The sequence below is a fragment of the Brucella sp. NBRC 14130 genome (assembly GCF_040371715.1).
GTDB lineage: Bacteria > Pseudomonadota > Alphaproteobacteria > Rhizobiales > Rhizobiaceae > Brucella > Brucella intermedia.
The window spans coordinates 115464-141885 of the sequence record NZ_BAABTE010000001.1 but is presented as its reverse complement, the minus strand read 5'-3'; the positions used below and the strand labels follow the sequence as shown (position 1 = coordinate 141885).

The window sequence follows — 26422 nt, the reverse complement described above, 5'->3', positions numbered from 1 at the left end:
TGATCAAGCGGGGCCGTGAGGCCCCACTTTACTATTCCCGCGGAAAGCGCTGGTTTTCTTCCAGCACGTTCAGGTCCATATGGTTGCGCATGTAGCGCTCGGACGCCTTTTGCAGCGGCTGGTAATCCCACGGATAATAGGCGCCGTTACGCAGCGCCGGATAGACGACATGGCGGCGCGCCTGGCTGGCGCGAACGTCGGCATCGTAGCGATCCAGATTCCAGCGCTGTTCCGCCTTGGCCAGAAGATTGTCCAGAACTGCCTTGAACTCCGGATTTTCCGCCAGATTGCGCATCTCGTCCGGATCGTCGGCAAGGTTGAAAAGTTGCGGCGGGTCGGCGCGGCACAGGTTGAGCTTCCAGTCTCCGTCACGCAGCGAAACCATCGGCGCGACCGTGCCCTCGGCGGCATATTCGACAGGCACCGCGCCGCGTTCGGCGGAACCCGAAGCAACGCCTGCCAGCGCAACGCCATCGGTCCATGGCAAGATGCCCTTGAGGTCTATGCCGGCAAGGTCTGCCAGCGTCGGCAGGACGTCGAGCGTGGAGACCGGCGCGTCCACGCGGCCAGCCTGCAATTGCGGCGCGGCAATCATCAACGGAACGCGGGCGGAACCTTCAAAGAAGCTCATCTTGAACCACAGGCCGCGTTCGCCCAGCATGTCGCCATGGTCGGAAGTGAAGACCACAATCGTGTCGTCAGCCATGCCGCAGCGCTCGATTACATCGAGCAGCGCGCCGATCTTCTCATCCACATAGGAAATATTGGCGAAATATGCCTGCCGCGCCGCGCGAACCTGTTCGCGGGTGAGGTCGTAGTCCTCCGCCTTGCAGGCGCGCAGCAGCCGCTCGGTATGCGGGTCGATCCCGCTTTCATCAAGCGGTCCGATTTTCGGATCGAGTTCGGGAATATCCGCATAAAGATCGAAGAAGCGCTTGCGCGCCACATAGGGATCGTGCGGATGGGTGAAACTGACCGTCAGGCACCATGGCCGCTGGTCATGGCCGCGCGCAAGATCATAGAGCTTTGCTTCGGCCTGATAGGCCACCTCATCGTCATATTCGAGCTGGTTGGTGATCTCGGCGGAACCTGCCCCGGTGATGGAGCCGAGATTGTGATACCACCAGTCGATGCGCTCGCCGGGCTTGCGATAATCGGGGGTCCAGCCGAAATCCGCCGGGTAGATGTCGGTCGTAAGCCGCTGTTCAAAACCGTGGAGCTGGTCCGGCCCGACGAAATGCATCTTGCCGGAAAGCGCCGTCTGGTAGCCGGCGTTGCGCAGATGATGCGCGTAGGTCGGGATTTCCGACGAAAATTCCGCCGCATTGTCGTAGACGCCGGTGCGGAACGGCAACTGGCCCGACATGAACGATGCGCGCGCGGGAGCACAAAGCGGGCTGGCCGTGTAGCAATTGGCAAAACGGGCGGAGCGTTCGGCAAGCTTTCTCAAATGTGGAACGTGGAGAAATTCGGCCGGGCCGTCCGGAAAGAAGGTGCCGTTCAGCTGGTCGACCATGAGGATGAGGATATTCGGCTTTTTCATTGTGCGGAACCGTTGGCAGGTGTGGAAACGCGAAATGGCGGGCGCCGAAACGCCCGCCTTGCTCGTCGTGCTTGTCAGGATCAGAGGCCGAGGCTTGCCTTGACGGCTTCCGCGCCCGGTTCGCCCTTGAAGGTGGTGACGCCTGCAAGCCACTTGTCGATCTGGTCGGGATGCGCCTTCAGCCATTCCTTCGCGGCTGCGGGACCTTCCGCACCGCCATCGAGAATTTTGCCCATCAGCTCGTTCTCGATGTCGACGGTGAAGACGAGGTTCTTGAAGAAGCTTGCCGCATTCGGGCACTGTGCGGCCCATCCGGTGCGGCCAAGCGTGTAGACTTCCGCGCCACCGAAGTTCGGGCCGAAATAGTCATCGCCGCCTGCCAGATACTCGATGTTCAGCCTTGTGTTCATCGGGTGCGGTGCCCAGGCGAGGAACACGACCCAGTTCTTGTCCTTGTTCTTGCGGTCCACCTGCGCGAGCATCGCCTGCTCGCTCGATTCCACCAGCTTCCAGCCGTCGAGCTTGAATTTCTGGTCTTCGATGATCTTCTGGATGTTCTGGTTGGCGGGCGCACCCGGCTCGATGCCGTAAATCTCCTTGCCGAACTTGTCGGCATGGGCGGCAAGGTCGGTAAAATTCTTCACGCCTTCGCTTGCCACATAGTCCGGCACGGCCAGCGTGAACTTTGCCCCTTCGAGGTTTTTCACGATGACTTCGGCAGCCTTGGCCTTGTCGAGATCGTCGCGGAATTTCTGCTGCGCGGGCATCCAGTTGCCAAGGAAGACGTCCAGATTGCCGGTTTTCAGCGCCTCATAGCCGATCGGCACGGACATGGTCTTCACATCCGGCTTATAGCCGAGCCCTTCCAGCAAGACGCTGGCGATGGAGTTGGTGGAGGTAATGTCGGTCCAGCCCGGATCGGACAGGCGGATGGTTTCGCAAGCCGCCGGATCGGCAGCGGAAGCCGTTCCCGAAAGCCCCGCCAATGCCGTGAACGCCAGTGCCGCAATCTTGAAGTAGCGCATTTGATGACCCCTCTTATAGATTAAAACCGGTTATGTCTCGCATTCCTACTTTAAGGAAAACATCATTTAGGCTAAGGAAAAACCCATTCATTTTTTATCGAAGCTATAGAAAGTTTTTATGGTTTCTCCATCCTGGGATCTTGGCAGCCTTGGCGTTTTCGAAGCGGTGGGACGATTGGAAAATCTAACCCTCGCAGCGCGTGAACTGGGCATGACGCAACCGGCAGTGAGTTATCAGATAAAACGCATCGAGGAGCGTCTGGGTGTCGCGCTGTTCGCCCGGCGTGCCCGCGGGGTCGAAATTCTGCCCGAAGGCCGCATTCTTTACGATGCGGTGCGCAGCGGTCTGGATGGAATCGATGAGGCGGTGCAGCAGATCAGACGCCGCCAGCGTGCGCCGGGATTGCGCATCGCAACCGATTACGGCTTCGCAACCTTCTGGCTGATGCCGCGTGTCGCGCAGTTCCGCCCGAAACATCCGGAAGTGGATGTGCGCATCACGGCATCGTCCATGCTTCAGCCGCTCGACCGGCGTGACGCGGACATTTCAATCCTCTTCGGCGGACGCGGGGACTTTCCGAAGGACGCCATAGCCTTCATCGGCGAAAAGGTCGTGCCTGTCTGCTCTCCGGCCTATCTTGCCGCGCATGGTCCCTTTCCGGACGGGAAACGGCTCGGCGCGGCCTCGCTCCTGCATCTCGACACCTTGCAGGGCGACCGCTGGTTCACATGGCAGTCATGGCTCGATGCTATCGGTGAAGATATTGAGGACGGCAATTACGGGCTGGTCTTCAACACCTATAACCTGGTGATCGAGGCAGCGATTGCCGATCAGGGCGTGGCGCTCGGTTGGGCGGGGCTGATCGACGGCGCCGTGCAGCGGGGTCAGCTTGTCCATGCCTGCGAAGTGTCGCAGACGAGCGACAAGGGCTACTGGCTGATCTTCAATCCGGATATTTCCGCAGGCGCACGAAGGCTCGCGCTGGAATTGCTCGAGGCGACAGAGGCGGGCTGATATTGCAGGAAAGCGGTCGCGTTCCTACTTTTGCACATCATTCAATATCTCGCGCGCTTGTCAAAGGCGCGATGTTTTTTAAGAGGGTATCCGCATGATTACCTGGAAACGGATCGATGAAACGAATTGAACTCCTGATCGAAAACATCATTCTGGCGTCGCGCTGGCTGCTCGTGGTCTTTTATCTCGGCCTTGCCGTGGCGCTGGCGATCTATGCCGTATCCTTCGTGGGCAAGCTGTTCGATTTTGCCACGAAAGTCACCGCGCTCAACGACACCGACACGATCCTGAAAGTCCTCGGGCTCATCGACGCGGCGCTGATTGCGAGCCTCGTGGTCATGGTCATCATTTCGGGCTACGAGAATTTCGTCAGCCGCTTCGATCAGGCGGGCGACGAGGTCCACTGGCTCGGCACCATCGATGCCGGTTCGCTCAAGATCAAGGTCGCCTCGACCATCGTTGCGATCTCGTCGATCCACCTGCTGCAGATATTCCTCAACGCGACCAGCTATACGTCGGGCCAGCTGATGTGGTTCACCATCATCCATCTGGCATTCGTATTCTCGGCGCTGTTCCTCGCCTATATCGACAGGCTCACCGCCAAGGACAAGGGCGGAGCCAAGGGGAAGGGCAAGATCGAGCCCAATATCTGAGCTTCGTGATGTAATTCATTGAAAAGCCCGGCTTTTGCCGGGCTTTTTGATTCAGGCCTTCGCCTTCAGGGACTTGTAGCCCTTGACGACGATCACCACGACAATGCCGATCAGGACGGCGAGCACTGCCTGCAGGAAGGACGTTGCGATCCATTCGAAGGCGGCTGCAAAACGGGTGCCTTCGGTCGGCAGGTGCGAAACGAGGGAATGGATGAAGGCTTCGACGCTGTGGATGCCGATGGAATCCAGCCCGTGAACGATGATGCTGCCGCCGACCCAGAGCATGGCGACGGTGCCGACGGTGCTCAGGACCTTGAGGATGATGGGCATGCCCGCGACCAGTCCCTTGCCGAGCTGCCTGCCGAAAGCGGTATGGCTGTTGCGCACCAGCGAGACGCCCACGTCATCGAGCTTCACGATGATGCCGACCACGCCGTAAACCACGAAGGTGATCAGTATGGCGACGCTGGCGAGGATAGCCGCCTGCGTATAGATGCTTGAAGGGGCGAGCCCTGCCAGCGTCAGCGCCATGATTTCCGCCGACAGGATGAAATCGGTGCGGATTGCGCCATTGACGGTCGTTTCCTCGATCTCCTGCGGCGTACCGGCCTTGGTTTCCTCATGTGCCTCTTCGCTGTGCGGAATGAAGAATTCCACCAGCTTTTCCGTTCCTTCAAAAGCCAGATAGATACCGCCGATCATGAGAAGCGGCATGATGAAGGACGGCGCGAAATAGCCGAGAATGAGCGCCAGCGGCAGCAGGAAGACGAGCTTGTTGCGCAGCGATCCCTTGGTGATCTTCCAGATGACCGGTAATTCGCGTTCAGGCTTCAGCCCCACGACATATTTCGGGGTGACGGCCGTGTCGTCGATGACGATGCCCGCCGCCTTGGCGCTGGCCTTCGCGGTCTGTCCTGCGACATCGTCGAGCGAGGCTGCCGCCATTTTCGCAATGGCCGCGACATCATCGAGAAGTGCGAACAAGCCGGATGCCATGGGAAACCTTTCTGTGTTGGGTTAGCGGTAGCTAAACGTTCAAAGGGTGCTGCGTCCAGATGGAAATCGCGGTTGCCCGCAACTGTATCTGAAACAGATACAATCTGTGTAGCACCGTCAATATTTCAAGTCCCATGACGATGGTTATATTAGCGGCAACACAATAGGAGAGATCGCCATGCTTAACCAGATCAAGGGCCTCCACCACGTCACCTCGCTTGCCGCAGATGCGCGCTCCAACAACCGGTTCTTTACCGATGTCCTGGGGCTGCGCCGCGTCAAGAAGACCGTCAATTTCGACGATCCGAGCGTTTACCACCTCTATTATGGCGACGAAGTCGGCACGCCGGGCACCGTCATGACCTATTTCCCGTTCCCCGGCATACCGCGCGGACGCGACGGCACGGGCGAGGTGGGAACGACCGTCTTTGCCGTGCCGCAGGGCTCGCTCGGTTTCTGGAAGGACCGGTTCGAGCAGTCTGCCGTCAAGGTGGATTCGGAAGACGAGGCGTTCGGCGAAAAGCGTGTCCATTTTCGTGGGCCGGACGGCGACAGCTTTGCGCTGGTCGAAGTGAAGGACGATCCGCGTGCGCCATGGGCGCATGAAGGGATCGATCCCGACCATGCCATCCGTGGCTTTCATTCGGTCTCGATGCGGCTTCGCGACGAGGGCGCCACAGCCGAACTGCTGAAATATATGGGATACCAGAAGTTCGATGCGAAGGACGGCATCAGCCGCTTCATCATGCCGGAGGGCAATGGCGCGGGCGTCGTCGATCTGGAGACACTTCCGGCATTGGGCCGCAACCAGCAGGGCGCGGGTTCCGTGCATCATGTGGCCTTCGCCGTCGAAAATCGCGAGAAGCAATTGGAAGTGCGCAAGGCGCTGATGGATACGGGTTATCACGTCACGCCGGTCATCGACCGCGATTATTTCTGGGCGATCTATTTCCGCACGCCGGGCGGCGTATTGTTCGAGGTGGCGACCAACGAACCCGGTTTCGACCGGGACGAGGACACGGCGCATCTTGGCGAAGCATTGAAGCTGCCGGCGCAGCACCAGCATCTGCGCAGCTATCTTGAAGAACATCTCGACAAGATCTGAGGCGCAGGGAGGAAACGAACATGACCACTCAAACCTATGAGCACCGGCTGAAGGCCGGTGCAAAGGGTGCGCCGCTCTTCATCGTGTTTCACGGCACAGGCGGCGACGAAAACCAGTTCTTCGGTCTGGCGGAACAGCTTTTGCCGGACGCGACCATCGTGTCGCCGCGCGGCGACGTGTCGGAATATGGCGCCGCGCGCTTCTTCCGCCGCACGGGCGAGGGCGTCTATGACATGGAAGACCTTGCCCGCGCCACCGACAAGATGGCCGGGTTCATTGCCGCCCTTGCGGCTGAACACAAGCCGTCCGAAGTGATCGGGCTCGGCTATTCCAACGGGGCCAACATCATGGCGAACCTGCTGATCGAGAAAGGCAGGGTCTTCGACAAGGCAGCGCTTCTGCATCCGCTGGTCCCGTTCAGGCCGAAGGATAATCCGGCGCTTGAAGGAGCGAAAATCCTCATGACCGCCGGGCGGATGGACCCCATCTGTCCGCCGGACCTGACGGAAGCGCTGGCGCAATATTTCGAGCGCCAGAAAGCCGATGTCGAGCTTGTCTGGCATCCGGGCGGGCACGAATTGCGCCAGACGGAACTGGCCGCAGTCCAGTCGCTTCTCGCATACTGACTTTGGTGCCGCCGTTCGGAATGAACGGCGGCATTATTGTTCCGGCTTCCTCTTGCAAAACTCAATATATATTATATTTAATTGTATATTGTTTGTGAGGTGACGAGATGGATGCGATTTCGGGCCGTGCGCCCGCCGATGCAAAGAGGATGACGCGCGCGCAAATGGAAGGCCGGGCAACAGAGGTTGCCGAACTCCTCAAGACGTTGTCGCACCCGGCGCGGCTCATGCTGGCCTGCACGCTTGCAGAAGGTGAATATTCGGTCGGGGAGCTCGAGGAAGCGCTAGGCATCCATCAGCCGACGCTGTCGCAGCAACTGGGTGTGCTGCGGGAGGCGGGCGTGGTCGAAACCCGCCGCGAAGCGAAGCAGATTTTCTACCGGCTGACGGAAGCCCGGGCCGCGCAGCTGATCGAGGCTCTCTACGGCATTTTCTGTGCACCGGAGGCCCGGTCATGATCGCCACCTATCTGCAATCGCTGGCCGGCGGGATGCTGCTTGGCCTTTCGGCAGTCCTGCTTCTTGTCGTGAACGGGCGCATTGCCGGTATCAGCGGCATCGTCGGGCGGCTTCTGGGTGGCCAGCAGATCCCGGCCAATGCAGTCTTCGTCGTCGGCCTCGTTCTGGGGCCGATTATCTATGCCGCGATCTATGGCTCGTTTCCCCCCGTCACCATGGCCATGTCATGGCCCGTCATCATCGTGGCCGGGCTTCTGGTCGGTATCGGAACCCGCATGGGTTCGGGCTGCACGTCAGGCCACGGCATTCTCGGCATGGCGCGGTTTTCCGGGCGCTCGATAGCGGCGACGCTCACTTTCCTCATAACCGGCATCGTGGTTGCCACCATTTCGGGAGCGTTCCTATGAAACAGTCGGCATTCGCGCGCCTCTCCGTGACCTTGATTGCAGGTGCGATCTTCGGTTTCGGCCTGTCGCTGTCGGGCATGATCGATCCCGCCCGTGTGACGGGATTCCTGAATATTGCCAGCGGCCATTGGGATCCGAGCCTTGCCTTCGTGCTGGGCGGTGCTCTGCTGGTGGCAATCCCCGGCGTCCTATTGCAGCGGCGCATGGCGCGGCCCGTGCTCGGCCAATTCTTCCATCTGCCGGAAAAGACCGAAATCGACCGGCGGCTGATCGCCGGTTCCGCGATATTCGGCGCGGGCTGGGGGCTCGCCGGCTTCTGTCCCGGCCCTGTCGTGTCGGCGCTCTCGATGGGCCTGCCGCAGGTCTGGCTCTTCGTCGCGATGATGTGTCTGGGAATGCTTTTCCACGACCGCATTCTCAACCGGATGGCAACGGTGGCGCCCCAATCTTGAACTCTGGGGTCAGATTACCCTTTTAATAGGGAGATGAATGAGTTAGGCACCCTGTGATTGATTTCGAGGGAGCCGCATCATGGCTGGATTGCTGAAACGCTTTGCCGGATATTACCGTCCGCATCGTGGGCTGTTCGCGCTGGATTTTTCCAGTGCGGTGGCATCCGGCCTGCTTGAGCTTGCCTTTCCGGTCGCCGTCACGCTTTTCATCGACAGGCTGCTGCCCACCGGGCAGCTCGGCGTGATCGCCATCGCTGCGGTTGGCTTGCTTGCCATCTATGTTCTCAATGCCTTCCTGCAGGTCATCGTTACCTATTGGGGGCATATGCTCGGCATCAAGATCGAGACAGAGATGCGGCGCAAGGCTTTCGATCACTTGCAGAAGCTTTCCTTCGGCTTCTTCGACAACCAGAAGACCGGCCATCTGGTGGCGCGGCTGACCAAGGATCTGGAAGAAATCGGCGAGGTGGCGCATCACGGCCCCGAGGATGTCTTCATCGCGATCATGACGCTTATCGGCGCCTTCATCCTTATGCTGTGGGTGCATCCGCCGCTGGCGCTGATTACCGCCGTCATCGTTCCGCTGTCGGCCTATGTCACCACCCGTTACGGCGGGCGCATGACCAACACATGGCACGCACTTTACCGGCGCGTCGGCGATTTCAACGCCCGCATCGAGGAGAATGTCGGCGGCATCCGCGTCGTTCAGACATTTACGAACGAGGACCACGAGCGGCAGCTTTTCGCCGAAAGCAACGACAAATACCTGACCACCAAGCTTGCTGCCTACAAGATCATGGCGGCGTCCATGTCGCTCTCCTATCTGTCGATGCGTTTCGTGCAGGTCGTGGTGATGCTGGCGGGCGCGTGGTTCGTGGTGCGCGGCGAACTGACGGCTGGCGGGTTTGTCGGCTTCCTGCTGCTGGTCAACGTGTTCTTCCGTCCGATCGAAAAGATCAATTCGGTCATCGAGACCTATCCCAAGGGCATTGCCGGTTTCCAGCGCTATACGGAGTTTCTCGACACGCGCCCGGATATTGCGGACCGCCCCGGTGCGCAGACGGTTGCGCGCCTGACCGGTGATATCGAATATTGCGATGTGAGCTTCGGCTACAACGCCGCGCGGCCCATTGTCGACGGCCTCGATATTTCCATCCGCGCAGGCGAAACCATTGCCTTCGTCGGTCCATCGGGTGCGGGCAAGACCACGATCTGCTCGCTGCTGCCGCGCTTTTATGACGTGACAAAGGGTGCGATCCTTGCCGACGGCATCGACATTCGCGATATGACGCTGAAATCCCTGCGCTCCAACATCGGCATCGTCAGCCAGGATGTTTTCCTGTTCGCGGGAACGATCCGGGAAAACATAGCCTATGGCCGTCTTGATGCGACCGACGCGGAAATCGCGGACGCTGCGCGCCGCGCGCGGCTCGATGGCGTGATTGCCAGCCTGCCGGACGGCTATGACACGATTATCGGCGAGCGTGGCGTGAAGCTTTCCGGCGGGCAGAAGCAGCGCCTGGCCATTGCGCGCATATTCCTCAAAAACCCGCCTATCCTTATCCTCGATGAAGCCACGTCGGCGCTCGACACGGAAACCGAACGCGCCATCCAGCAGTCGCTGGCCGAGCTTTCGCAAGGCCGCACCACGCTGGTGATCGCGCATCGCCTCGCAACCATCGTCAATGCCGACCGCATTCTGGTGGTGGAGGGCGGGCGCATCGCCGAGCAGGGCAGTCATGCCGCGCTTCTGGCCATGAAGGATGGGCGCTACAGGCGCCTGCATGTCGCGCAGGCCGGACTGGACCAGTCCTAGACCGGTTCCTTTTCTGGCAGAAACGCCGGAACCGCTCTAACTATTTATCGCATTATCCAACGCATCGAAGCGGGATAGAAATCAGTCCAGTGAACTGATTTCCCCGCGTGGACGTTTCACACTTTTGCTGAAAATGCTCTGGGCGGCGCAACAGGCCCACCCGCACAACCGCTCCTATTTTGCTGCCGGTTTCAGGCACGGCCCATTCCCATATTCTTTATGAACCTATCCGGGAAAGACGGCGTTTCGCCGTCTTTTTGCCGTCCGTCAGCCTGTGGGTCAGTTTCATTTGATATCTGATGTATCAGATATTGACATATCAGATTCGCTGTTTCAGGATCAGGGCCGAAAGTTCGTGACAAACAGGTGCTGCCTTGGGTGATAACGTTTCCCCCCTTTCTCCGATCAAGGTGAAGAGCCTCAGAGATCATGTGCATGACAATCTGCGGGAGGCGATCATTTCCGGACGCATCAAGTCTGGCGAGAAGCTGAACGAGAGGCAGCTGGCTTCCGATCTGGGCATCAGCACGAGCCCGTTGAAAGAGGCGCTGCGCCAGCTCGAAGGGGAAGGGCTGGTCAGGACCGAGGCGCGGCGCGGGACGTTCGTATCGTTCAATGCGCGGCAGGCCGAGGAAATGACGCTCGCCCGCGCCGCGCTGGAAAGCATCATTGCGCGGCAGGCGGCCAAGCATGGCGGCGAGGAGGCGTTCGGCTTTCTTCGCGCGGTGATCGAGGAAATGCGCGCGGCGGTGGAAGCGGGCAATGTCGACCTGCTGATCGAGTTGAACGAAAAGTTCCACGACGGCATCCATGAGGCATCGGGCTGCGAATATCTGCGCCGGTTGCAGAATGCCCAGCGCATGTACGACCACGCCGCAAGGGTGACAGTTCTGTCGCGCGAGGATGTGCGCCGCCAGTCGTTCAAGGAGCATGAGGCTATCATGCAGGCAATCACGGCGCGCAACGGCGATCTGGCCGAGCGGCTGATGCGTGAGCACATAGTGAAAGCGGGGGATACGCATATCGAACTGGTCTTCTGACCGGTACATTGGGAGGAAATGATGGATTTAGCGGGCTACCGCCGGGTGCTTCGCGGCATTTCGGGCGTGCATGCGACTGCCTATGACGCAAGGGGCGAGATCGATGCCGGACTGACGGGTGAAATCGTCGGGCGCATCGCGCAGGCAGGTGTTCATAACATCGTCACCGGGGGGAATACCGGCGAATTCTACAGTCTTACCGAGGATGAAGTTATCCGGCTTCAGGCGATTGCCATTGCCGCGGTTGACGGAAAGGCTGCTGTAACGGCTGCCGCCGGGCGTTCGGTGCGTGAGGCGATCCGGGTCGCGAGCGCGGCAGGCAAGGCGGGAGCCGATGGCGTGATGATCCACCATCCGCTCGATCCCTTCGCCGCGCCCCACGCGCAGGTGGATTACTTCATCGCCATTGCCGAAGCTATCGATCTGCCCATCGTCGCCTATATCCGCTCGGACTTGATCCCGCTCGATGAAATGGTGCGCCTTGCCACCCATCCGAAGGTCGCAGGCGTCAAGTTCGCATCGCAGAACACGATGCTTTTCTTCGAGTGCTGCCGGGCGACCAAGGGCATGGAAGCGACCTGGATCTGCGGTCTGGCGGAAAGCTGGGCCTTGCCGTTCTATGCCCTTGGCGGGCGCGGTTTCACCTCCGGCCTCGTCAATGTCGCGCCGAAGCGCTCGCTCGCGGTGTGGAACGCGCTGGAGGCGGGAGATTTCGCAAGGGCGCGGGCAGTGGTCGAAAGCATTGCCGATTTCGAGACCATGCGCACCAGATACCGCAACGGCGCCAATGTGACCGTTGTGAAGGAAGCCTTGCAGATTCAGGGGCTCGATGTGGGCAAGGTACGGCTTCCCGGATTGCCGCAGCTTGAAGCGAATGATCGCGAGACGCTTCGCAAGATCGTCTCCGGCTGGGAGACCGATGGCATTGTCTGACAAATGAACCCGGGCGTCCTGACAGGGAGAAGAGGGGCGCACCGGATAACCAGAAAGTGGAGGAGAACATGAACAAGGGAATTTCACGCCGCACATTCATGGCGGGGGCCGGGATTGCGACCGGCATGGGGCTCATGCTGCCGAAGGGCGCGTGGGCGCAGTCGGTGAAACTGCCGTCCTCGCCGGTGGCGCTCAACGTCATCGATGCCGCTGGCAATCTGGCGCTGACACAGCCGATCTTCGATAATTTCGCAGCCGGGCAGAAGGCGCTCGTCTCGCGCTTCACCTTCAACAAGGCACCGGCGCCGGAACTGCCGGGAAAGATCAAGGCGCAGCAGCGCGCCAACCGCATCGACATCGACATGGTGATCGTCGGACCGGACGCGCTTTCTGCCGGGCTTGCCGACGACATATGGACCGACATCATTGCGCTGCCGGACAACGGCCTGCCGAAGTTGCAGGATATCTATCTGGAACCCGCCTGGCGCATGCAGGAAATGTCGAAGGGCAAGGGCGTCGTCGTTTCCTATTATCCATCCGGCCCCCTGCTTGAATATCATCCGGACAAGGTGAAGACGCCGCCGAAGACCGCGGAGGAACTGCTCGCCTGGGCAAAGGAAAATCCGAACAAGTTCATCTATGCCCGCCCGGCCAATTCCGGTCCGGGGCGCACCTTCCTGATGGGGCTTCCCTATCTTCTGAAGGACAGCGACCCGAAAGACCCGGTCAAGGGCTGGGACAAGACCTGGGCCTATCTGAAGGAACTGCACAAGAACATCGAATATTATCCGGCAGGCACGGGCGCGCTCATGAAGGAACTGGGCGAAGGCACGCGCGACATGACGGTGACGACAACCGGCTGGGACATCAATCCGCGTGCTCTGGGCGTGGTGCCGAAGGAGATGGGCGTCAGCAAGCTCGACGGCTTCCACTGGGTTTGCGACGCGCATTATTTCGCGATCCCCAAGGGCGTGCCGGAGGAAAAGGTGGCGGTGTTGATGGAGTTCATCAAGTTCGCGCTCAAGCCTGACCAGCAAGCCTATTCCTATGACGCCGGATATTTCTATCCGGGCCCGGCGGTGAAGGATGTCACCATCGAAATGGCGCCGAAGGAAAGCCAGAACATCATCGCGGAGTTCGGCCGTCCGGAATATGCCGACTGGATCGCCAACAATCCGATCGAGCTGCCGCTTGAGCCGGAGGCGCTGGTTGCCGCGTTCCGCCGCTGGGACGAAGAGGTCGCCGGGGGCTGATGAACCGACGGCTGCGTGACGGGCTCAAACGGCCCGTCACGGGGCGCCGATACTCGCCAATTCCAAACCATGGTGCTTGCGTCAATGTCATTTCAAGAACTCCGGCTCGACCGGATGAGCCGTTCATTCGGGACTTTCGCTGCCCTGAGGGATATCAACCTCACCATCCGCAAGGGCGAGTTCATCGCGCTTCTGGGGCCTTCGGGCTGCGGAAAATCGACGGCTCTCAACTGCATCGCCGGACTTCTCGGCACGACGGGTGGCGGCATCTATATCGACGAGCGGCGCGTGGATCAGCTGAAGCCCGAGGATCGCGGCTTCGGCATGGTGTTCCAGAATTATGCGCTGTTTCCGCATATGAACGTTTTGCAGAATGTCGGCTTCGGCCTCAAGATGCGCGGTCTGGCGAAAAGCGAGATCGAAAAGCGGGCGCGGGCCGCATTGGCTCTGGTGCGCCTGCAAGGGCAGGAAGAAAAACTGCCCGGACAGCTTTCCGGCGGCCAGCAGCAGCGCGTGGCGATTGCCCGCGCCATCGTCATCGAGCCGCCGCTGGTTCTGATGGACGAGCCGCTTTCCAATCTCGATGCCAAGCTGCGCCTTGAGATGCGCGCCGAAATCCGTCGCATCCATAACCAACTCGGCTCCACGACGATCTATGTGACCCATGACCAGGATGAGGCCCTGTCGCTTGCCGACCGCATCGTGGTGCTGCGCGATGGCGAAATCCGTCAGGTGGGCAAGCCGCACGAACTTTACGAAGAGCCGCGCTATCGCGACGTTGCCGCCTTCATGGGCTTCCGCAACGCCTTGCCGGGCAAGGTCCTGCGCATCGAAAACGGGCAGGCGGTCATTGCCGTAGCTGGAAGCGAACTCGTCGGGCGCGCCATGGACGAGCTTCGGCCGGGCGATGATGCCGTGCTCATGGCGCGCGGCGATGATGTCGTGTCCGGTTCGGGCCATCGCAACGACTTGCAGGCCATCGTCGAGACCATCGAATATCGGGGGCGCGAATATGTCGGCACTGCCCGCACCGAAACCGGGATGGAACTGATCTTTCACGGGCCGCACGGCGTTGAACCCGGCAGCCGCATCGTGCTCGGCATCGATGCCGGCCATGCGCTGGTCTTTCCGGCGGAGGGCTGAGCGATGGCAGTCGAGACCTATGCAGACGCACCGCTCAATCCCGCCTTGCGGCCCGGCCTGCGGCAACGCCTCGCCAATCGCGGCTTCGATGGCGTCACCCTTCTGATCCTGCCCGCGCTGCTTTTTGTGGTGGGCGTGTTCATCTATCCGTTTCTTTACGGGCTGGTCCTGTCCTTCAACCCGCTCGACGGAGGGGGCGCGCTTGCCAATTACAGCAAGTTCTTCTCCGATCCCTACCTCTACAAGACCATCGGCGCGACGCTGTGGCTGGCGGTTCCCGTTACCCTCATCAGCGTCCTTTTCGCGGTTCCCATTGCCATGCGCGTGCGGCTGATGCGCCGCCAGCGGCTGCTGACCACGATCCTGGTCCTGCCGGTAACGCTCGGCACCGTCCTGATCGCGGAGGGGTTGCTGAACTATCTGGGACCTCAAGGCTGGTTCAGCCGCACGCTGATCACCATCGGCCTTATCGACAGCCCGTTGAAGCTCACCAACAATTACTGGGGCGTCTTCGCATCGCTGGTCATCACGGTGTTTCCGTTCACCTTCCTGCTGACGCTTTCCTATATCACGGGCATCGATCCCGCGCTGGAACGCGCCGCCGCCACCCATGGCGCAAACAGCTGGCAGCGCTTCCGCCATGTCATGCTGCCACTGCTGGTGCCGGGGCTGGTCGTCGCGGCCTGTCTCACCTTCGTGCAGGCCTTCGCCGTGTTTCCCTCCGCCGTCCTTCTGGGTGCGCCGTCGGGGCCGACGCGCGTGATCTCGATTGCCGCGGCACAGGCGGCGTTCGAGCAATATGACGACTCCATGGCTTCATCCATCGCGATGATCATGGCGGGCGTGCAGTTGCTTGTCGTCGGCGCGCTTCTCGGCGTGCGTTCGCTCTTCTATCGCGGTTCCACCGCCGGCGGAAAGGGATAGGCCATGATCCGCGATACTTCCGTCCTTTCCAAACTCTGGATCACCCTCGTCTGGCTCGTGACCGGCTTCTTCGTGCTCAATGTCCTTGCGGTCATCACGGCTGTGGTGGTTTCGAGCTTCGGCACGCGCTGGCTCGGCACCTGGCTGCCGGAAGCGTTCACCACGCGCTGGTATGCGGCGGCCTGGGCCGAATTCCAGCTCGATCAGGTGCTGCTGGTCACGTTTCAGGTCGTCTTTGCCGTGGTGATCCTGTCGGGCATTCTGGGCGTGACGGCAGCCTATGCCATGGCGCGCCGCGATTTTCCCGGCAAGAAGCTGGTGCTCCTGGTCTTCCTGCTGCCGCTTCTGGTGCCGCCGATAACCTTCGGCATTCCGCTGGCGACCGTGCTCTACAAGTTCGGCGTGGGCGGCACTTTCTGGGGCGTGGTGCTCGCCAATCTCGTGCCGACGGTCCCCTTCGTCATTCTGGTGATGATCCCCTTCATCGAGCAGATCGACCCGAAGGTGGAAGCGGCGGCGCGCGTGTTCGGCGCAGGCACGTTCAAGCTCTTCATCCATGTGCTTCTGCCCATGCTGACGCCGGGCGTTCTCGCGGCCATGCTTCTGGTTCTGGTGCGCACGGTGGCGATGTTCGAACTGACCTTCCTCACCGCCGGGCCGACATCGCAAACTTTGGTGGTCGCGCTCTATTATTCCGTGTTCGCCGCCGGGGTCCGCTCGGTGCAGTCCATCGATGCCATGGCGGTCATCTATATGGTCACCTCGCTGGTCTGGCTGCTTCTGGCGCTGCGTTTCGTCAATCCGACGCAGATCGTGGCACGCAACCGTCAACCGTCCGCGCATTGAGGCTACAGGATGAAGATCACCGCAATTGAAACGGTGCAGCTTCCGCACCTCAACAACATCTTGTGGGTGCAGGTTCACACCGACGAAGGTATCGTCGGGCTTGGCGAAACATTTCGTGGGGCAAATGCGGTTGCAGCCTATATCCACAGCGATGTTGCGCCGCTGCTCCTTGGCCAGAACCCGCTGGAGATCGACCGCATTTCAAAACTGCTGCTGGAACCCTATGTCGGCTTCCGTTCCTCGGGCGTGGAAATCCGCGCCGCATCGGCGATCGACATCGCGCTTTGGGATATTTTCGGCAAGCTGACCGGCCAGCCGATCCACCAGTTGCTGGGCGGCCTGTCGCGCCAATCGATCCGCACCTACAATACCTGCGCCGGTTACACCTATAACAAGAGCGGGGCGCGCCGCTATATCGGCGATGCCGACGAGGCGAAGGAGGGGCCATATGAGGACCAGCTCGCCTTTCACAGGGATGCGGGCGCGCTTGCCGAAAGCCTTCTGTCGGAAGGCATAACGGCCATGAAAATCTGGCCCTTCGATCCTTTTGCAGTCGCTTCCGGCGGGAACTTCATCCATGCCGGCGATCTCGACAAGGCGCTGCAACCGTTCCGCCAGATACGCGATGCGGTTGGCGACCGGATGGAAATCATGGTCGAGTTCCACTCCATGTGGGACCTCACATCGGCGCTCGCCATCGCGCGCGAGCTGAAAGCCTTCCGGCCATTCTGGTCGGAAGATCCGATCAAGATGATGAACCCGCAGGCGCTTGCCGTTTATGCGCGCCAGTCCGGCATTCCGGTCTGCGCCAGCGAGACGATGGCGACGCGCGCGCAGTTTCTCGATGTGCTGCGTGCCGATGCTTCCGACTATGTGATGCTCGACATTTCATGGTGCGGCGGGCTTTCCGAAGCCAAGAAGATCGCCACCATGGCCGAGGCCTTCCAGCGACCCATCGCGCCGCATGACTGCACCGGCCCGGTGGTGTTCGCCGCTTCCATTCACCTGTCGCTCAATGCGCCGAACGCGATCTATCAGGAGTCGGTCCGCGCCTATTACACGTCCTGGTATCGCGATCTGGTGACGGTGATGCCGCGCATCGAAAAAGGCGTGATCTATCCATTCGAAGGCGCGGGCCTTGGACTGGAACTCTCCGGTTTCGTGCTCGATCACCCTGACGTTGTCAGGAGAAAGACGGAGGCTGAATGATGGAGCCGTTTCGCTGCATAGCCGATCTGCGCGGAGAGTTGATGGAAAGCCCGGTCTGGGACGATCGCAGGCAGACACTCTTTGCCTGCGATATCGAGGGGCGACGCATATATGAAATCGACCTTGACCGGGGGCCGCTTCGCGAATGGTCTTTCGACAGCAAGGTGGCAAGCCTCGGATTGACCGAAAGCGGACGGCTTGTCGTGGCGCTTTCGCGCGAGGTCGTGCTGTTTGATCCTGAAACCGGCAGTCAGGAAGCGTTATGGTCCGCCTTTGACGAGCCTGCAACGTCCCGCCTCAATGACGGCAAGGTCGGTCCCGACGGCGCGTTCTGGGTCGGCAGCATGGATGGCCGTCCCGAGCGCGAGCCTATATCGCGGCTTTATCGGGTGACGGGGGATGGCGATGCATCCGTGAAGGCCGACGGCTTCAGGATTTCAAACGGCCTCGCCTGGACGGCGGATGGCAGAACCATGTTTCATACGGATTCACGCGGGCCGTGGATCGACCGCTACGACTTCGACCCGGAGACGGGTGGCGTCAGCGGGCGCAAGCGCATCCGCGATCTTGATGAGCAGGGCGGCAGGCCGGATGGCGGGGCCTGCGATGCCGGGGGCGCTTATTGGAGCGCGGGCGTATCGGCGGGTGTCCTGAACCGCTTCGACCGTGACGGCAATCTGCTGGAAAAGGTTCCGGTCCCGGTTCCAGCCCCGACAATGCCCTGTTTTTGCGGACCGGGCCTCACACTTCTGGCCATCACTTCGCACCGGCAGGTGCCGGGCGCGGGACTGGACGCAGCGCCCCTGTCGGGCGGCGTGTTTCTGGCCGCGGCTTCGGTTGCCGGTGCCGCGGTGCACCGGATGAGGGGCGTGTGACGTGACCGCCCGGCTGCTCCCAAACCAATTATTTCTCCCGGAAGCCGCTTATGCCTTTCGGGATGCGCTCTGATCGGGAAGGTAGGAAATGACCAGAAAGACCTATGGTGATCTGCGTTCGGCGCGCTGGATGCTGCCGGACGACCAACGTTCATTCGGGCATCGCTCGCGCACCATGCAGATGGGATATGATCCGGTCGACTGGGAAGGCCGTCCGATCATCGCCGTCATAAATACATGGTCCGATGCGCAGCCGTGCCACATGCATTTCAAGGACCGGGTGGAGTGGGTCAAGCGCGGCATCCTGCAGGCGGGCGGCTTCCCGATGGAATTGCCTGCACTGTCGCTGTCGGAAAATTTCGTGAAGCCGACCACCATGCTCTACCGCAACATGCTGGCGATGGAGACCGAGGAACTGCTGCGCTCGCACCCGATCGACGGCGCGGTGCTGATGGGCGGCTGCGACAAGACCACGCCGGGCCTCGTCATGGGCGCGGTCAGCATGGGCCTGCCGTTCATCTTCCTTCCTGCCGGGCCGATGCTGCGCGGCAATTATGCCGGTAAATATCTGGGCTCCGGCACGGACGGCTTCAAATATTGGGACGAGCGCCGCGCAGGCACCATCTCGAAGGAGGAATGGCAGGGGATCGAGGGCGGGATCGCCCGGTCCTACGGCCATTGCATGACCATGGGAACCGCATCGACGATGACCGCGATTGCCGAAGCCATGGGGCTCACGCTTCCCGGCGCGTCGTCCATCCCGGCCGCCGACGCCAACCATCAGCGCATGTCCACCCAATGCGGTCGCCGTATCGTGGAAATGGTCTGGGAAGACCTGACGCCGGAAAAGATCATGACGCCTGCCGCGATCACCAATGCGGTCACGGTTGCGATGGCCACCGGATGCTCGACAAACGCCATCATCCATCTGATCGCGATGGCGCGCCGGGTGGGCGTGCCGCTGGAGCTGGACGATCTCGACCGCATCGGCCGCACGACACCGGTGATCGCCAATATCAGGCCGTCCGGCACCACCTATCTGATGGAGGATTTCTTTTATGCGGGCGGGCTGCGGGCATTGATGAAGCAGCTTGGCGGCAAGCTCGATCCGTCCGCGATAACAGTGACCGGCAAGCCGCTCACCGATGGTCTGGAGGACGTCAAAATCTGGAATGAGGACGTGATCCGCCCGCTTTCCAATCCGGTCTATCACGAGGGGTCGCTTGCGGTGCTGAAAGGCAATCTCTGTCCCGATGGCGCGGTGATAAAGCCTGCGGCATGCGATCCGCGCTTCCACCGCCACAAGGGGCCGGCGCTTGTGGCAGACAGCTACCCCGACCTGAAGAAGATCATCGACGATCCCGACTATCCGATGACGCCGGACACGGTGCTGGTGCTGCGCAATGCCGGTCCGCAGGGCGGGCCCGGCATGCCGGAATGGGGGATGATCCCGATGCCGAAGGCGCTTTTGAAGCTTGGGCTGCGCGATATGGTGCGCATTTCGGATGCGCGCATGTCGGGAACCAGTTTCGGCGCCTGCGTCCTGCACGTCGCCCCGGAATCCTTCATCGGCGGGCCGCTCGCCCTGTTGAAGACCGGCGACATGGTGGAACTCGATATTCCGGCACGCAGCCTCAACATGCTGGTTTCGGAGGCGGAACTGGCGGCGCGGCGCGCGGCCTGGCAGGCGCCACCGCCCAAATATGAGCGCGGCTACGGGTTCGTGTTCTCCAAGCATGTCGAACAGGCCGACAAGGGCTGCGATTTCGACTTCCTGAAAACCGATTTCGGCCGTCCCGTCGACGAACCGGTCATCTATTGAGAGGCAGCTTCGATGTCAGATTATGTGCTTTCCGACGAAACGCGGGCGAAGCTGAAGGCGGTTTCGACGGCTTCCGTCGCGACCGCGCTTTACAAGCGTGGCCTGCGCAACCAGTTCATCCAGGGCGTGCTGCCGGTAGCGCGCAAGCGCGAGAACATGGTCGGGCAGGCCTTCACGTTGCGCTATATCCCGGCGCGCGAGGATCGCAATCCCATCACGGTTTTCCGCAATCCGGACCACAAGCAGCGCGTTGCGATAGAAACCTGCCCGCCCGGTTGCGTGCTGGTGATGGATGCGCGCAAGGATGCGCGCGCGGCGACTGCCGGGTCTATCCTCGTGACGAGGCTCGCGCTGCGCGGCGCGGCGGGCATCGTCTCGGATGGCGGCTTTCGCGATGTGAGCGGCATCGGCGAGCTGGACATGCCTGCCTATTGCGCAAAGCCCTCCGCCCCGACCAACCTGACGCTGCATGAGGCGGTGGACATCAACGTGCCGATCGCCTGCGGCGATGCGGCGGTGTTTCCGGGCGATGTGCTGGTCGGCGACGCCGATGGCGTCATGGTCGTTCCCGCGCATCTGGCCGATGAGATCGCCGCCGAATGCACGGCCATGGAAACCTATGAGGATTTCGTGCTGGAAGAGGTGCTGAACGGCGCAGCCATTGTCGGCCTTTATCCGTGCACGAAGGAAGAGAACGAGCGCAAGTTCCAGACCTGGCGCGAAAGGAAGGGCCGTTAGAGCAGTTTCGATCCGATTGGAACGCGCATCATTTCACAATTTTCGGGATGCGCTCCAACAAAAAGGGAGGCGTTGCGCCTCCCTTTCGAACATTTGGGACTGCCGTGGTTTAATAAAGCACGTTCTTGGCTTCCGGCTTGTCGATATTGTCCTTGGTGACGACAACAGCACCCGTGTCGACGAACTTCTCGACCTTTTCCTTGTTCAGCACCTTCAGCAGGGTTTCGATGCCCTTTTCGCCCATCTGGTAGGAACCCTGAACGACGATGGCGTTCAACGTGCCGTCCTTGACGAATTCCTGCAGGTCCTGATTGCCGTCGAAGCCGATGGCGGTCAGCTTGCCGGACTTGCCTGCCTGCTTGATGGCGCGGCCCATGCCGATGGCGGTCGGTTCATTGGCGCCGAAGATGCCGACGAGATCGCCATTGGCCGCCAGAACGTCGGTGGTCTGGTTGAGCGCGGTCGCCATTTGCGACTGCGAGTAATAGGGGCCGACGATTTCCAGCTTGGAATTGGCCTTGATGTAGTCCACGAAGCCGCCGACGCGGCCGATTTCGGACCCTGCACCCGCGACATAGGACATGACGGCGATCTTGCCGGTGGTGCCTGCCTTGTCGATCAGGGCCTTGGCCGCGGCTTCACCGGCCTTGCGGTTATCGGTGGCGAGGAAGGACTGGTAATATTTGTCGCCGCCATCGGCGAGCTGCGAGTCGATGATAACGACCGGAATGCGGGCTTCCCATGCCTTCTTCACGGCGGGCGTCAGCGCGTCCGGGTCGGAAGGGGCAAGCAGGATTGCGTCCACTTTGCGGTTCACGGCATTTTCCACCATGTTCACCTGATCGGCGATGGCCGATTCAGCCGCCGGACCCTGGAAGGTCATGGTGTGGTCCTTGGAATCCTTGATCGCGGCTTCGGCGCCCTTCTGGACGTTCTGCCAGAAAGTCGAATTCACGGTCTTCACGATAACGGCGATTTCGCCAGCCGAAGCGCTTGCCGCCCCGGCAAGGACGAAGGCCGAAGCCATCAATGCAGGCACCAGTTTACGCATGTTTTCCTCCTGTTATCGAGCTCTTGGCTCTACCCTTGCCGGAATGCCTCGCATTCCGTCTCCCCTCTCATCGACGGTTGCGCATCTGGTCGATCCATACGGTGACCAGAATGACGAGGCCGATGATGATCTGCTGCGTGAAAGCGGAAATGCCGTTCATGTTGAGGCCGTTCCGCAGGATTCCGATGACGAACGAGCCGATGAACGTGCCCGAGATGGTGCCGACGCCGCCGATGAGCGACGTGCCGCCGATGACCGCGCTCGCAATGGCGTCGAGTTCGTAGGCGACGCCCTCATTGGGCTGCGCTGTCACGAGGCGGGACATGAGAACGCAGCCCGTAAGCCCGGCAAGCGTTCCCGAAACGATATAGGTGAAGGCCGTCACGCGGGCGACATTGACGCCGGAAAGCCGCGCTGCCTCGGCGTTCGACCCGATGGCATAGATGTGGCGGCCAAGCACCGTGCGGTTCAATACGAGTGCGGCCGCGATCGCGATCACGATCATCAGCACCACCGGGTAGGGGATGCCGGGGAAGGTGACGACCGGAAAGCCCTGTTCGTCGATGCTCTCGATGCGGAACAGCGATCCGTTGCCGAGCACGCCGAAGGATTCGCCAAGGCCGGAGACGGCGCGCGCGCCGGTGATCTGGAGCGCGACGCCGCGCGCGATCAGCATCATGCCAAGCGTGGCGATGAAGGGCGGCAGCTTGAGCCGGGTGATGACAAAGCCGTTGATGAGACCGCAGAGCGATCCAGTCAGGATGCCGAGCAGCATGGCGAGCGGGATCGGCAGTGAAAGTTCCTTGACCGCAAGCGCCGCCACCACACCGGCAAGCGCCAGCACGGAACCGACCGAAAGATCGATGCCGCCGGTGATGATGACATAGGTCGCGCCGATGCCGAGCAGCGCGATGGACGTCACCTGCAAGGCGATGGTCATCGCATTGTTGACGGTCATGAAAGCGCTGCTGGTGACGGAAAAGATCGCCGCCAGAATGATCAGGCTGCCGACGGCCGCAAACTTCTGGATGATATCCTTCTGGCGGTCGCTGAGCCCTTTGGATTTCGACGTCTGCTGGGGCTTGTCCGTGGTGATTTCGGCCATTACTGCGTCCTCATTTGTCCTGCCGGCCCCGACCGGAGGCATAGGTCATGATTTCTTCCTGCGTTGTCGCAGCCGTATCGAGGACCGCGGTGATGCGCCCCTCGTGAAAGACCGCCACGCGGTCCGAAAGCCCCAGAATTTCCGGCAGTTCCGAGCTGATCAGCACGATGCCGATGCCTCTTGCGGCCAGCTCGTCCATGATCTGGTAGATGGCGAATTTCGCGCCCACGTCGATGCCGCGCGTCGGTTCGTCGAAGAACATGATGCGCGGCTCGCGGAACAGCCACTTGCCGATGATGATCTTCTGCTGGTTGCCGCCCGACAGCAGGCGAACGGGCTGGGCCAGCCCCGGCGTCTTGATGTTGAGAAGATCGACATAGCGCTGGCTTGCCTGCCGGTGGCGTTCGAAATCGATAACGCCATAGGCGCTGCTGACGGCTTCCATATTGGCGAGGGTCAGATTGGCATCGACCGGCATCTTGACGGCCAGTCCCTGCGCCTTGCGGTCTTCCGACAGGTAGGCGATGCCTGCCTCGATGGCGTCGCGCGGGCTGGTGATGGAAAGCGTCTCGCCTTCGAGCACGATGGTTCCGGCGTCATGCGGATCGGCACCGAAGATCGCGCGCGCAACTTCGGTTCGTCCCGCGCCCATCAGCCCGGCAAAGCCAAGGATTTCGCCGCGCGTGAGTTCAAAGCCGATATTCTCGAAGACGCCGCCCCGCGTCAGCCCGGCGACGGAGAACATCACTTCCTCTGTCGGCTTTCGCGTCGGTTCGGGAAATTTCTCGTCCAGCGAGCGCCCGACCATCCCGGCCACGATCTCATCGACGGTGACATCGTGGAAATCCCTGGTCCAGACATAGCGCCCGTCGCGCAGGATGGTGACGCGGTCGACAATCTCCGCCATTTCATCGAGGCGATGCGAAATATAGACGATGCCGGTGCCCTGCGCCTTCAGCTCGCGGATGACCCTGAACAGAAGCTGCGCTTCCTGCTCGGTCAGCGAGGAGGTGGGTTCGTCCATGATGAGGACGGAGGCATTGAGCGAAAGCGCCTTGGCGATCTCGACCATCTGGCATTGGGCAACGGAAAGGTTCAGCACCTGCGTGGACGGATCGATCTTCACGCCAAGCCGGTCAAGGCAGTGCTGCGCGTCTTCCTTCAGCTTGCGGCGGTCGACAAAGAAACCGCGTTTCGGCTCGCGGGCAAGATAGATATTCTCCGCAACGCTCAGATGCGGAATGAGGTTCAGTTCCTGATGGATGATGGCGATGCCTGCCGCTTCCGATTCAAGCGTGGAGCCGAAGCGAACCGGCTGGCCGCGATAATGGATCGTCCCGCCATCGGGCTGATAGACGCCGCTGACGATCTTCATCAGGGTTGATTTGCCCGCACCATTTTCGCCGCAGACGGCATGAACCTCGCCCGCCCGCAATTCAAAGCTGACGTTCGACAGGGCTTTGACGCCCGGAAATTCCTTGGAAACGGAATCCAGATTCAGCAATACAGGCGCAGCATCCGCGCGCGCTGATGCTGACGGTAATCCTCCCATCGCGCTTCCTCCTCGCGCAAAGTTTCGTCAACTATTGACAGAAGAAGTAGAAGGCACGCGGTTTCTGGTCAAGCCAATTTTGTGCAGGCAGCAAAAAACTCGTTATGATGGGTTGGCTCGGCCCCTAATTGCTATTGTTAGACCCAATTGGCCTGACCAATCTTCTCTTTTCTCGTTTTGCCTGAATTGTGAATCATTTATTGCGAGGACGACAAATGGCCGCTGCTCCTGATCAGAAGCGAGCCAGAAGAAAGCGCATCATGACTGTTATTGTGACAGTATCGCAGTATTTTATGCGGGCCGCCTCTGGAAAGAGGGGGCGTTCCTTTCTATTATTAAAGCATTTCCAGCAAAAGCGCGAAGCGGTTTTGCATAGGATAATGCGTAGACAAAAAGAGATAGAGCGGTTCTGCGAACCCGTTTTAACTGGAAACGCTCTATATTCCGATCATCTGATCCCGAGGGGCAGTTTTGTATTTTGAAATAATTACGGTCGTGCTGCTGACGATCCTCAATGGTGTTCTCGCCATGTCGGAACTCGCAGTGGTTTCCTCCCGCCCGGCACGACTGAGGGTAATGGCGGACAAGGGCAGCCGCGGCGCCCGCATGGCCATCGAGCTTGCCGATAATCCAGGCCGTTTCCTGTCCACCGTCCAGATCGGCATTACGCTGGTCGGCATTCTGTCAGGTGCGTTTTCGGGCGCGACATTGGGTGCCCGTCTCTCCGGCTGGCTTCTGGCGCAGGGCATATCGCCGGCCCTTGCCGATGCGCTCGGCGTCGGTTCGGTCGTGGTGGTCATCACCTATCTGTCGCTGATCGTCGGGGAACTCGTGCCGAAGCAGATCGCGCTTCGCGAGCCGGAGGCGGTGGCAAGCCGCGTCGCTCCGACCATGACGCTCCTGTCGAAAATGGCTGCGCCGCTCGTCTGGCTTCTCGATACGTCGGGCCGTCTGGTCCTCAAGCTGCTCGGTCAGTCCGGCAAGTCGAGCGACGGCGTGACCGATGAAGAGATCAAGTCCGTTCTCGCCGAAGCGCATAGCGCGGGCGTGATCGAGACGGAAGAATCCCGCATGATCGCAGGCGTGATGCGCCTTGCAGACCGGACGGCGCGCGGACTGATGACGCCGCGCATGGACGTCGAAATGGTCGATATTGAAGACAGTTTCGACGAAATCCGCCAACAGCTTCACAATACGAGCCGTTCACGGCTGCCGGTACGCGGCGAGAATTCCGATGAAGTGATCGGCGTCCTGCAAGTGCGTGATTTCTTCAACCAGCTTTCCTCCACGGGCAGCGTCAATCTGCGCGAGATCGTCCGGGACGTTCCGGTCGTGTCGGATTTTTCCGATGCGCTGGACGTGGTGGAGGCCATTCGCGGCACGCCGACGCATATGGTGCTCGTCTATGACGAATACGGCCATTTTGAAGGGGTGATTACTGCGGGCGACGTGATCGAGGCAATCATCGGCGCCATGCAGGAAGAGGACCATATCGAGGAAAAGGCGATCGTTCGCCGTGCGGATGGTTCCTATCTCGTCTCCGGCTGGATGCCGATTGACGAATTCTCGGAATTCCTGCGTTTCCCGATCGATGAGGACGCGGAATACAACACTGTTGCCGGACTTGCGCTCGAGGAAATGAAACACCTGCCGGATGTGGGCGAAACCTTCGTCAAGAATGGATGGGTGTTCGAGATCGTCGACCTTGACGGGCGACGCATCGACAAGCTGCTGCTGACGGCGGAAGAACCCGCGACCGAGTGACCCTGCTTTTTTGAGACCACGCTGGATGGGGCCTGCCGGGTGGTATGCCCCATCCACCGAAGTAATTGTAT

The 26422-nt window shown here is 60.6% G+C and carries 25 protein-coding genes; 19 read left to right on the top strand and 6 right to left on the bottom strand.

What is annotated here, in order from left to right; all coding sequences use genetic code 11:
- Positions 1-31: 31 nt before the first annotated feature.
- Together betC and choX are read right to left on the bottom strand one after the other, a co-directional pair.
- Positions 32-1543: a choline-sulfatase gene (betC, locus tag ABWW28_RS00600; protein ID WP_176587952.1), complete on the bottom strand. Its 1512-nt coding sequence runs from the start codon at positions 1541-1543 to the stop codon at positions 32-34.
- Between the two features lie 80 nt (positions 1544-1623).
- The gene (gene choX / locus ABWW28_RS00595; RefSeq protein WP_112700946.1) at positions 1624-2568 is read right to left on the bottom strand and encodes a choline ABC transporter substrate-binding protein; all 945 of its coding nucleotides are present in this window, start codon (positions 2566-2568) and stop codon (positions 1624-1626) included.
- 118 nt (positions 2569-2686) lie between these two features.
- Here choX and ABWW28_RS00590 point away from each other — a divergent pair, with 118 nt between their 5' ends.
- Together ABWW28_RS00590 and ABWW28_RS00585 are read left to right on the top strand one after the other, a co-directional pair.
- A complete protein-coding gene (locus ABWW28_RS00590) occupies positions 2687-3583 on the top strand; it encodes a LysR substrate-binding domain-containing protein (RefSeq protein ID WP_025092064.1) in 897 nt (298 codons plus the stop codon).
- Between the two features lie 116 nt (positions 3584-3699).
- A complete protein-coding gene (locus ABWW28_RS00585; RefSeq protein ID WP_075041539.1) occupies positions 3700-4236 on the top strand; it encodes a TIGR00645 family protein in 537 nt (178 codons plus the stop codon).
- A 51-nt stretch (positions 4237-4287) separates the two neighbouring features.
- On the opposite strand, the gene ABWW28_RS00580 is transcribed toward ABWW28_RS00585, so the two are convergent.
- The gene (locus ABWW28_RS00580; protein WP_063620508.1) at positions 4288-5232 is read right to left on the bottom strand and encodes a DUF808 domain-containing protein; all 945 of its coding nucleotides are present in this window, start codon (positions 5230-5232) and stop codon (positions 4288-4290) included.
- 178 nt (positions 5233-5410) lie between these two features.
- Between ABWW28_RS00580 and ABWW28_RS00575 the strand changes: the two genes are divergently transcribed.
- The 16 genes from ABWW28_RS00575 (at position 5411) to ABWW28_RS00500 (ending at position 20879) form a co-directional block, all read left to right on the top strand.
- Complete coding sequence (locus ABWW28_RS00575; protein ID WP_176587951.1) at positions 5411-6337, top strand: VOC family protein; 927 nt, start codon at positions 5411-5413, stop codon at positions 6335-6337.
- Between the two features lie 20 nt (positions 6338-6357).
- Positions 6358-6963 (top strand): alpha/beta hydrolase, encoded by a 606-nt coding sequence (locus tag ABWW28_RS00570; RefSeq protein WP_006468593.1) that lies wholly within the window; start codon positions 6358-6360, stop codon positions 6961-6963.
- A 107-nt stretch (positions 6964-7070) separates the two neighbouring features.
- Positions 7071-7421, top strand: coding sequence for a sulfite-sensing transcriptional repressor BigR (bigR, locus tag ABWW28_RS00565; RefSeq protein ID WP_176587950.1), 351 nt, complete (start codon positions 7071-7073; stop codon positions 7419-7421).
- On the top strand, positions 7418-7828 hold the full coding sequence (locus ABWW28_RS00560) for a YeeE/YedE family protein (RefSeq protein WP_176587949.1): 411 nt from the start codon (positions 7418-7420) through the stop codon (positions 7826-7828). Before bigR ends, ABWW28_RS00560 begins: the two co-directional genes overlap by 4 nt.
- Complete coding sequence (locus tag ABWW28_RS00555; protein WP_176587948.1) at positions 7825-8280, top strand: YeeE/YedE family protein; 456 nt, start codon at positions 7825-7827, stop codon at positions 8278-8280. Before ABWW28_RS00560 ends, ABWW28_RS00555 begins: the two co-directional genes overlap by 4 nt.
- Before the next feature lie 79 nt (positions 8281-8359).
- Entirely contained in the window at positions 8360-10096 is a 1737-nt protein-coding gene (locus tag ABWW28_RS00550) for an ABC transporter ATP-binding protein (RefSeq protein WP_176587947.1), read from the top strand.
- A 431-nt stretch (positions 10097-10527) separates the two neighbouring features.
- Complete coding sequence (locus tag ABWW28_RS00545; protein WP_006472239.1) at positions 10528-11136, top strand: GntR family transcriptional regulator; 609 nt, start codon at positions 10528-10530, stop codon at positions 11134-11136.
- A 21-nt stretch (positions 11137-11157) separates the two neighbouring features.
- A complete protein-coding gene (locus tag ABWW28_RS00540; RefSeq protein WP_176588032.1) occupies positions 11158-12069 on the top strand; it encodes a dihydrodipicolinate synthase family protein in 912 nt (303 codons plus the stop codon).
- Between the two features lie 68 nt (positions 12070-12137).
- Positions 12138-13322 carry an extracellular solute-binding protein gene (locus tag ABWW28_RS00535; RefSeq protein WP_353389780.1) on the top strand — a complete coding sequence of 395 codons (1185 nt, stop codon included), beginning with the start codon at positions 12138-12140 and terminating at the stop codon, positions 13320-13322.
- 69 nt (positions 13323-13391) lie between these two features.
- On the top strand, positions 13392-14465 hold the full coding sequence (locus ABWW28_RS00530) for an ABC transporter ATP-binding protein (protein ID WP_176587945.1): 1074 nt from the start codon (positions 13392-13394) through the stop codon (positions 14463-14465).
- A 3-nt stretch (positions 14466-14468) separates the two neighbouring features.
- Entirely contained in the window at positions 14469-15389 is a 921-nt protein-coding gene (locus tag ABWW28_RS00525) for an ABC transporter permease (protein ID WP_006468601.1), read from the top strand.
- A gap of 3 nt (positions 15390-15392) precedes the next feature.
- Positions 15393-16235, top strand: a complete 843-nt coding sequence (locus ABWW28_RS00520; RefSeq protein WP_176587944.1) for an ABC transporter permease — start codon at positions 15393-15395, stop codon at positions 16233-16235.
- Positions 16236-16244: 9 nt separating this feature from the next.
- Positions 16245-17444 (top strand): mandelate racemase/muconate lactonizing enzyme family protein, encoded by a 1200-nt coding sequence (locus ABWW28_RS00515; RefSeq protein WP_006468603.1) that lies wholly within the window; start codon positions 16245-16247, stop codon positions 17442-17444.
- Positions 17441-18319, top strand: a complete 879-nt coding sequence (locus tag ABWW28_RS00510) for an SMP-30/gluconolactonase/LRE family protein (protein WP_176587943.1) — start codon at positions 17441-17443, stop codon at positions 18317-18319. The genes ABWW28_RS00515 and ABWW28_RS00510 overlap by 4 nt, the downstream gene beginning before the upstream one ends.
- 88 nt (positions 18320-18407) lie before the next feature.
- Positions 18408-20141 carry an L-arabinonate dehydratase gene (araD, locus tag ABWW28_RS00505; RefSeq protein WP_353389775.1) on the top strand — a complete coding sequence of 578 codons (1734 nt, stop codon included), beginning with the start codon at positions 18408-18410 and terminating at the stop codon, positions 20139-20141.
- 12 nt (positions 20142-20153) lie between these two features.
- On the top strand, positions 20154-20879 hold the full coding sequence (locus ABWW28_RS00500) for a ribonuclease activity regulator RraA (protein ID WP_176587942.1): 726 nt from the start codon (positions 20154-20156) through the stop codon (positions 20877-20879).
- A 109-nt stretch (positions 20880-20988) separates the two neighbouring features.
- On the opposite strand, the gene ABWW28_RS00495 is transcribed toward ABWW28_RS00500, so the two are convergent.
- From ABWW28_RS00495 to ABWW28_RS00485, 3 genes are all read right to left on the bottom strand, one after another.
- Complete coding sequence (locus ABWW28_RS00495; RefSeq protein WP_353389772.1) at positions 20989-21930, bottom strand: ABC transporter substrate-binding protein; 942 nt, start codon at positions 21928-21930, stop codon at positions 20989-20991.
- Positions 21931-21997: 67 nt separating this feature from the next.
- The gene (locus ABWW28_RS00490) at positions 21998-23035 is read right to left on the bottom strand and encodes an ABC transporter permease (protein ID WP_176587941.1); all 1038 of its coding nucleotides are present in this window, start codon (positions 23033-23035) and stop codon (positions 21998-22000) included.
- Between the two features lie 10 nt (positions 23036-23045).
- A complete protein-coding gene (locus ABWW28_RS00485) occupies positions 23046-24587 on the bottom strand; it encodes a sugar ABC transporter ATP-binding protein (protein WP_176587940.1) in 1542 nt (513 codons plus the stop codon).
- Between the two features lie 471 nt (positions 24588-25058).
- On the opposite strand from ABWW28_RS00485, the gene ABWW28_RS00480 reads away from it, so the two are divergent.
- Positions 25059-26351, top strand: a complete 1293-nt coding sequence (locus tag ABWW28_RS00480; RefSeq protein WP_063620492.1) for a hemolysin family protein — start codon at positions 25059-25061, stop codon at positions 26349-26351.
- The last annotated feature ends 71 nt before the right edge of the window (positions 26352-26422 follow it).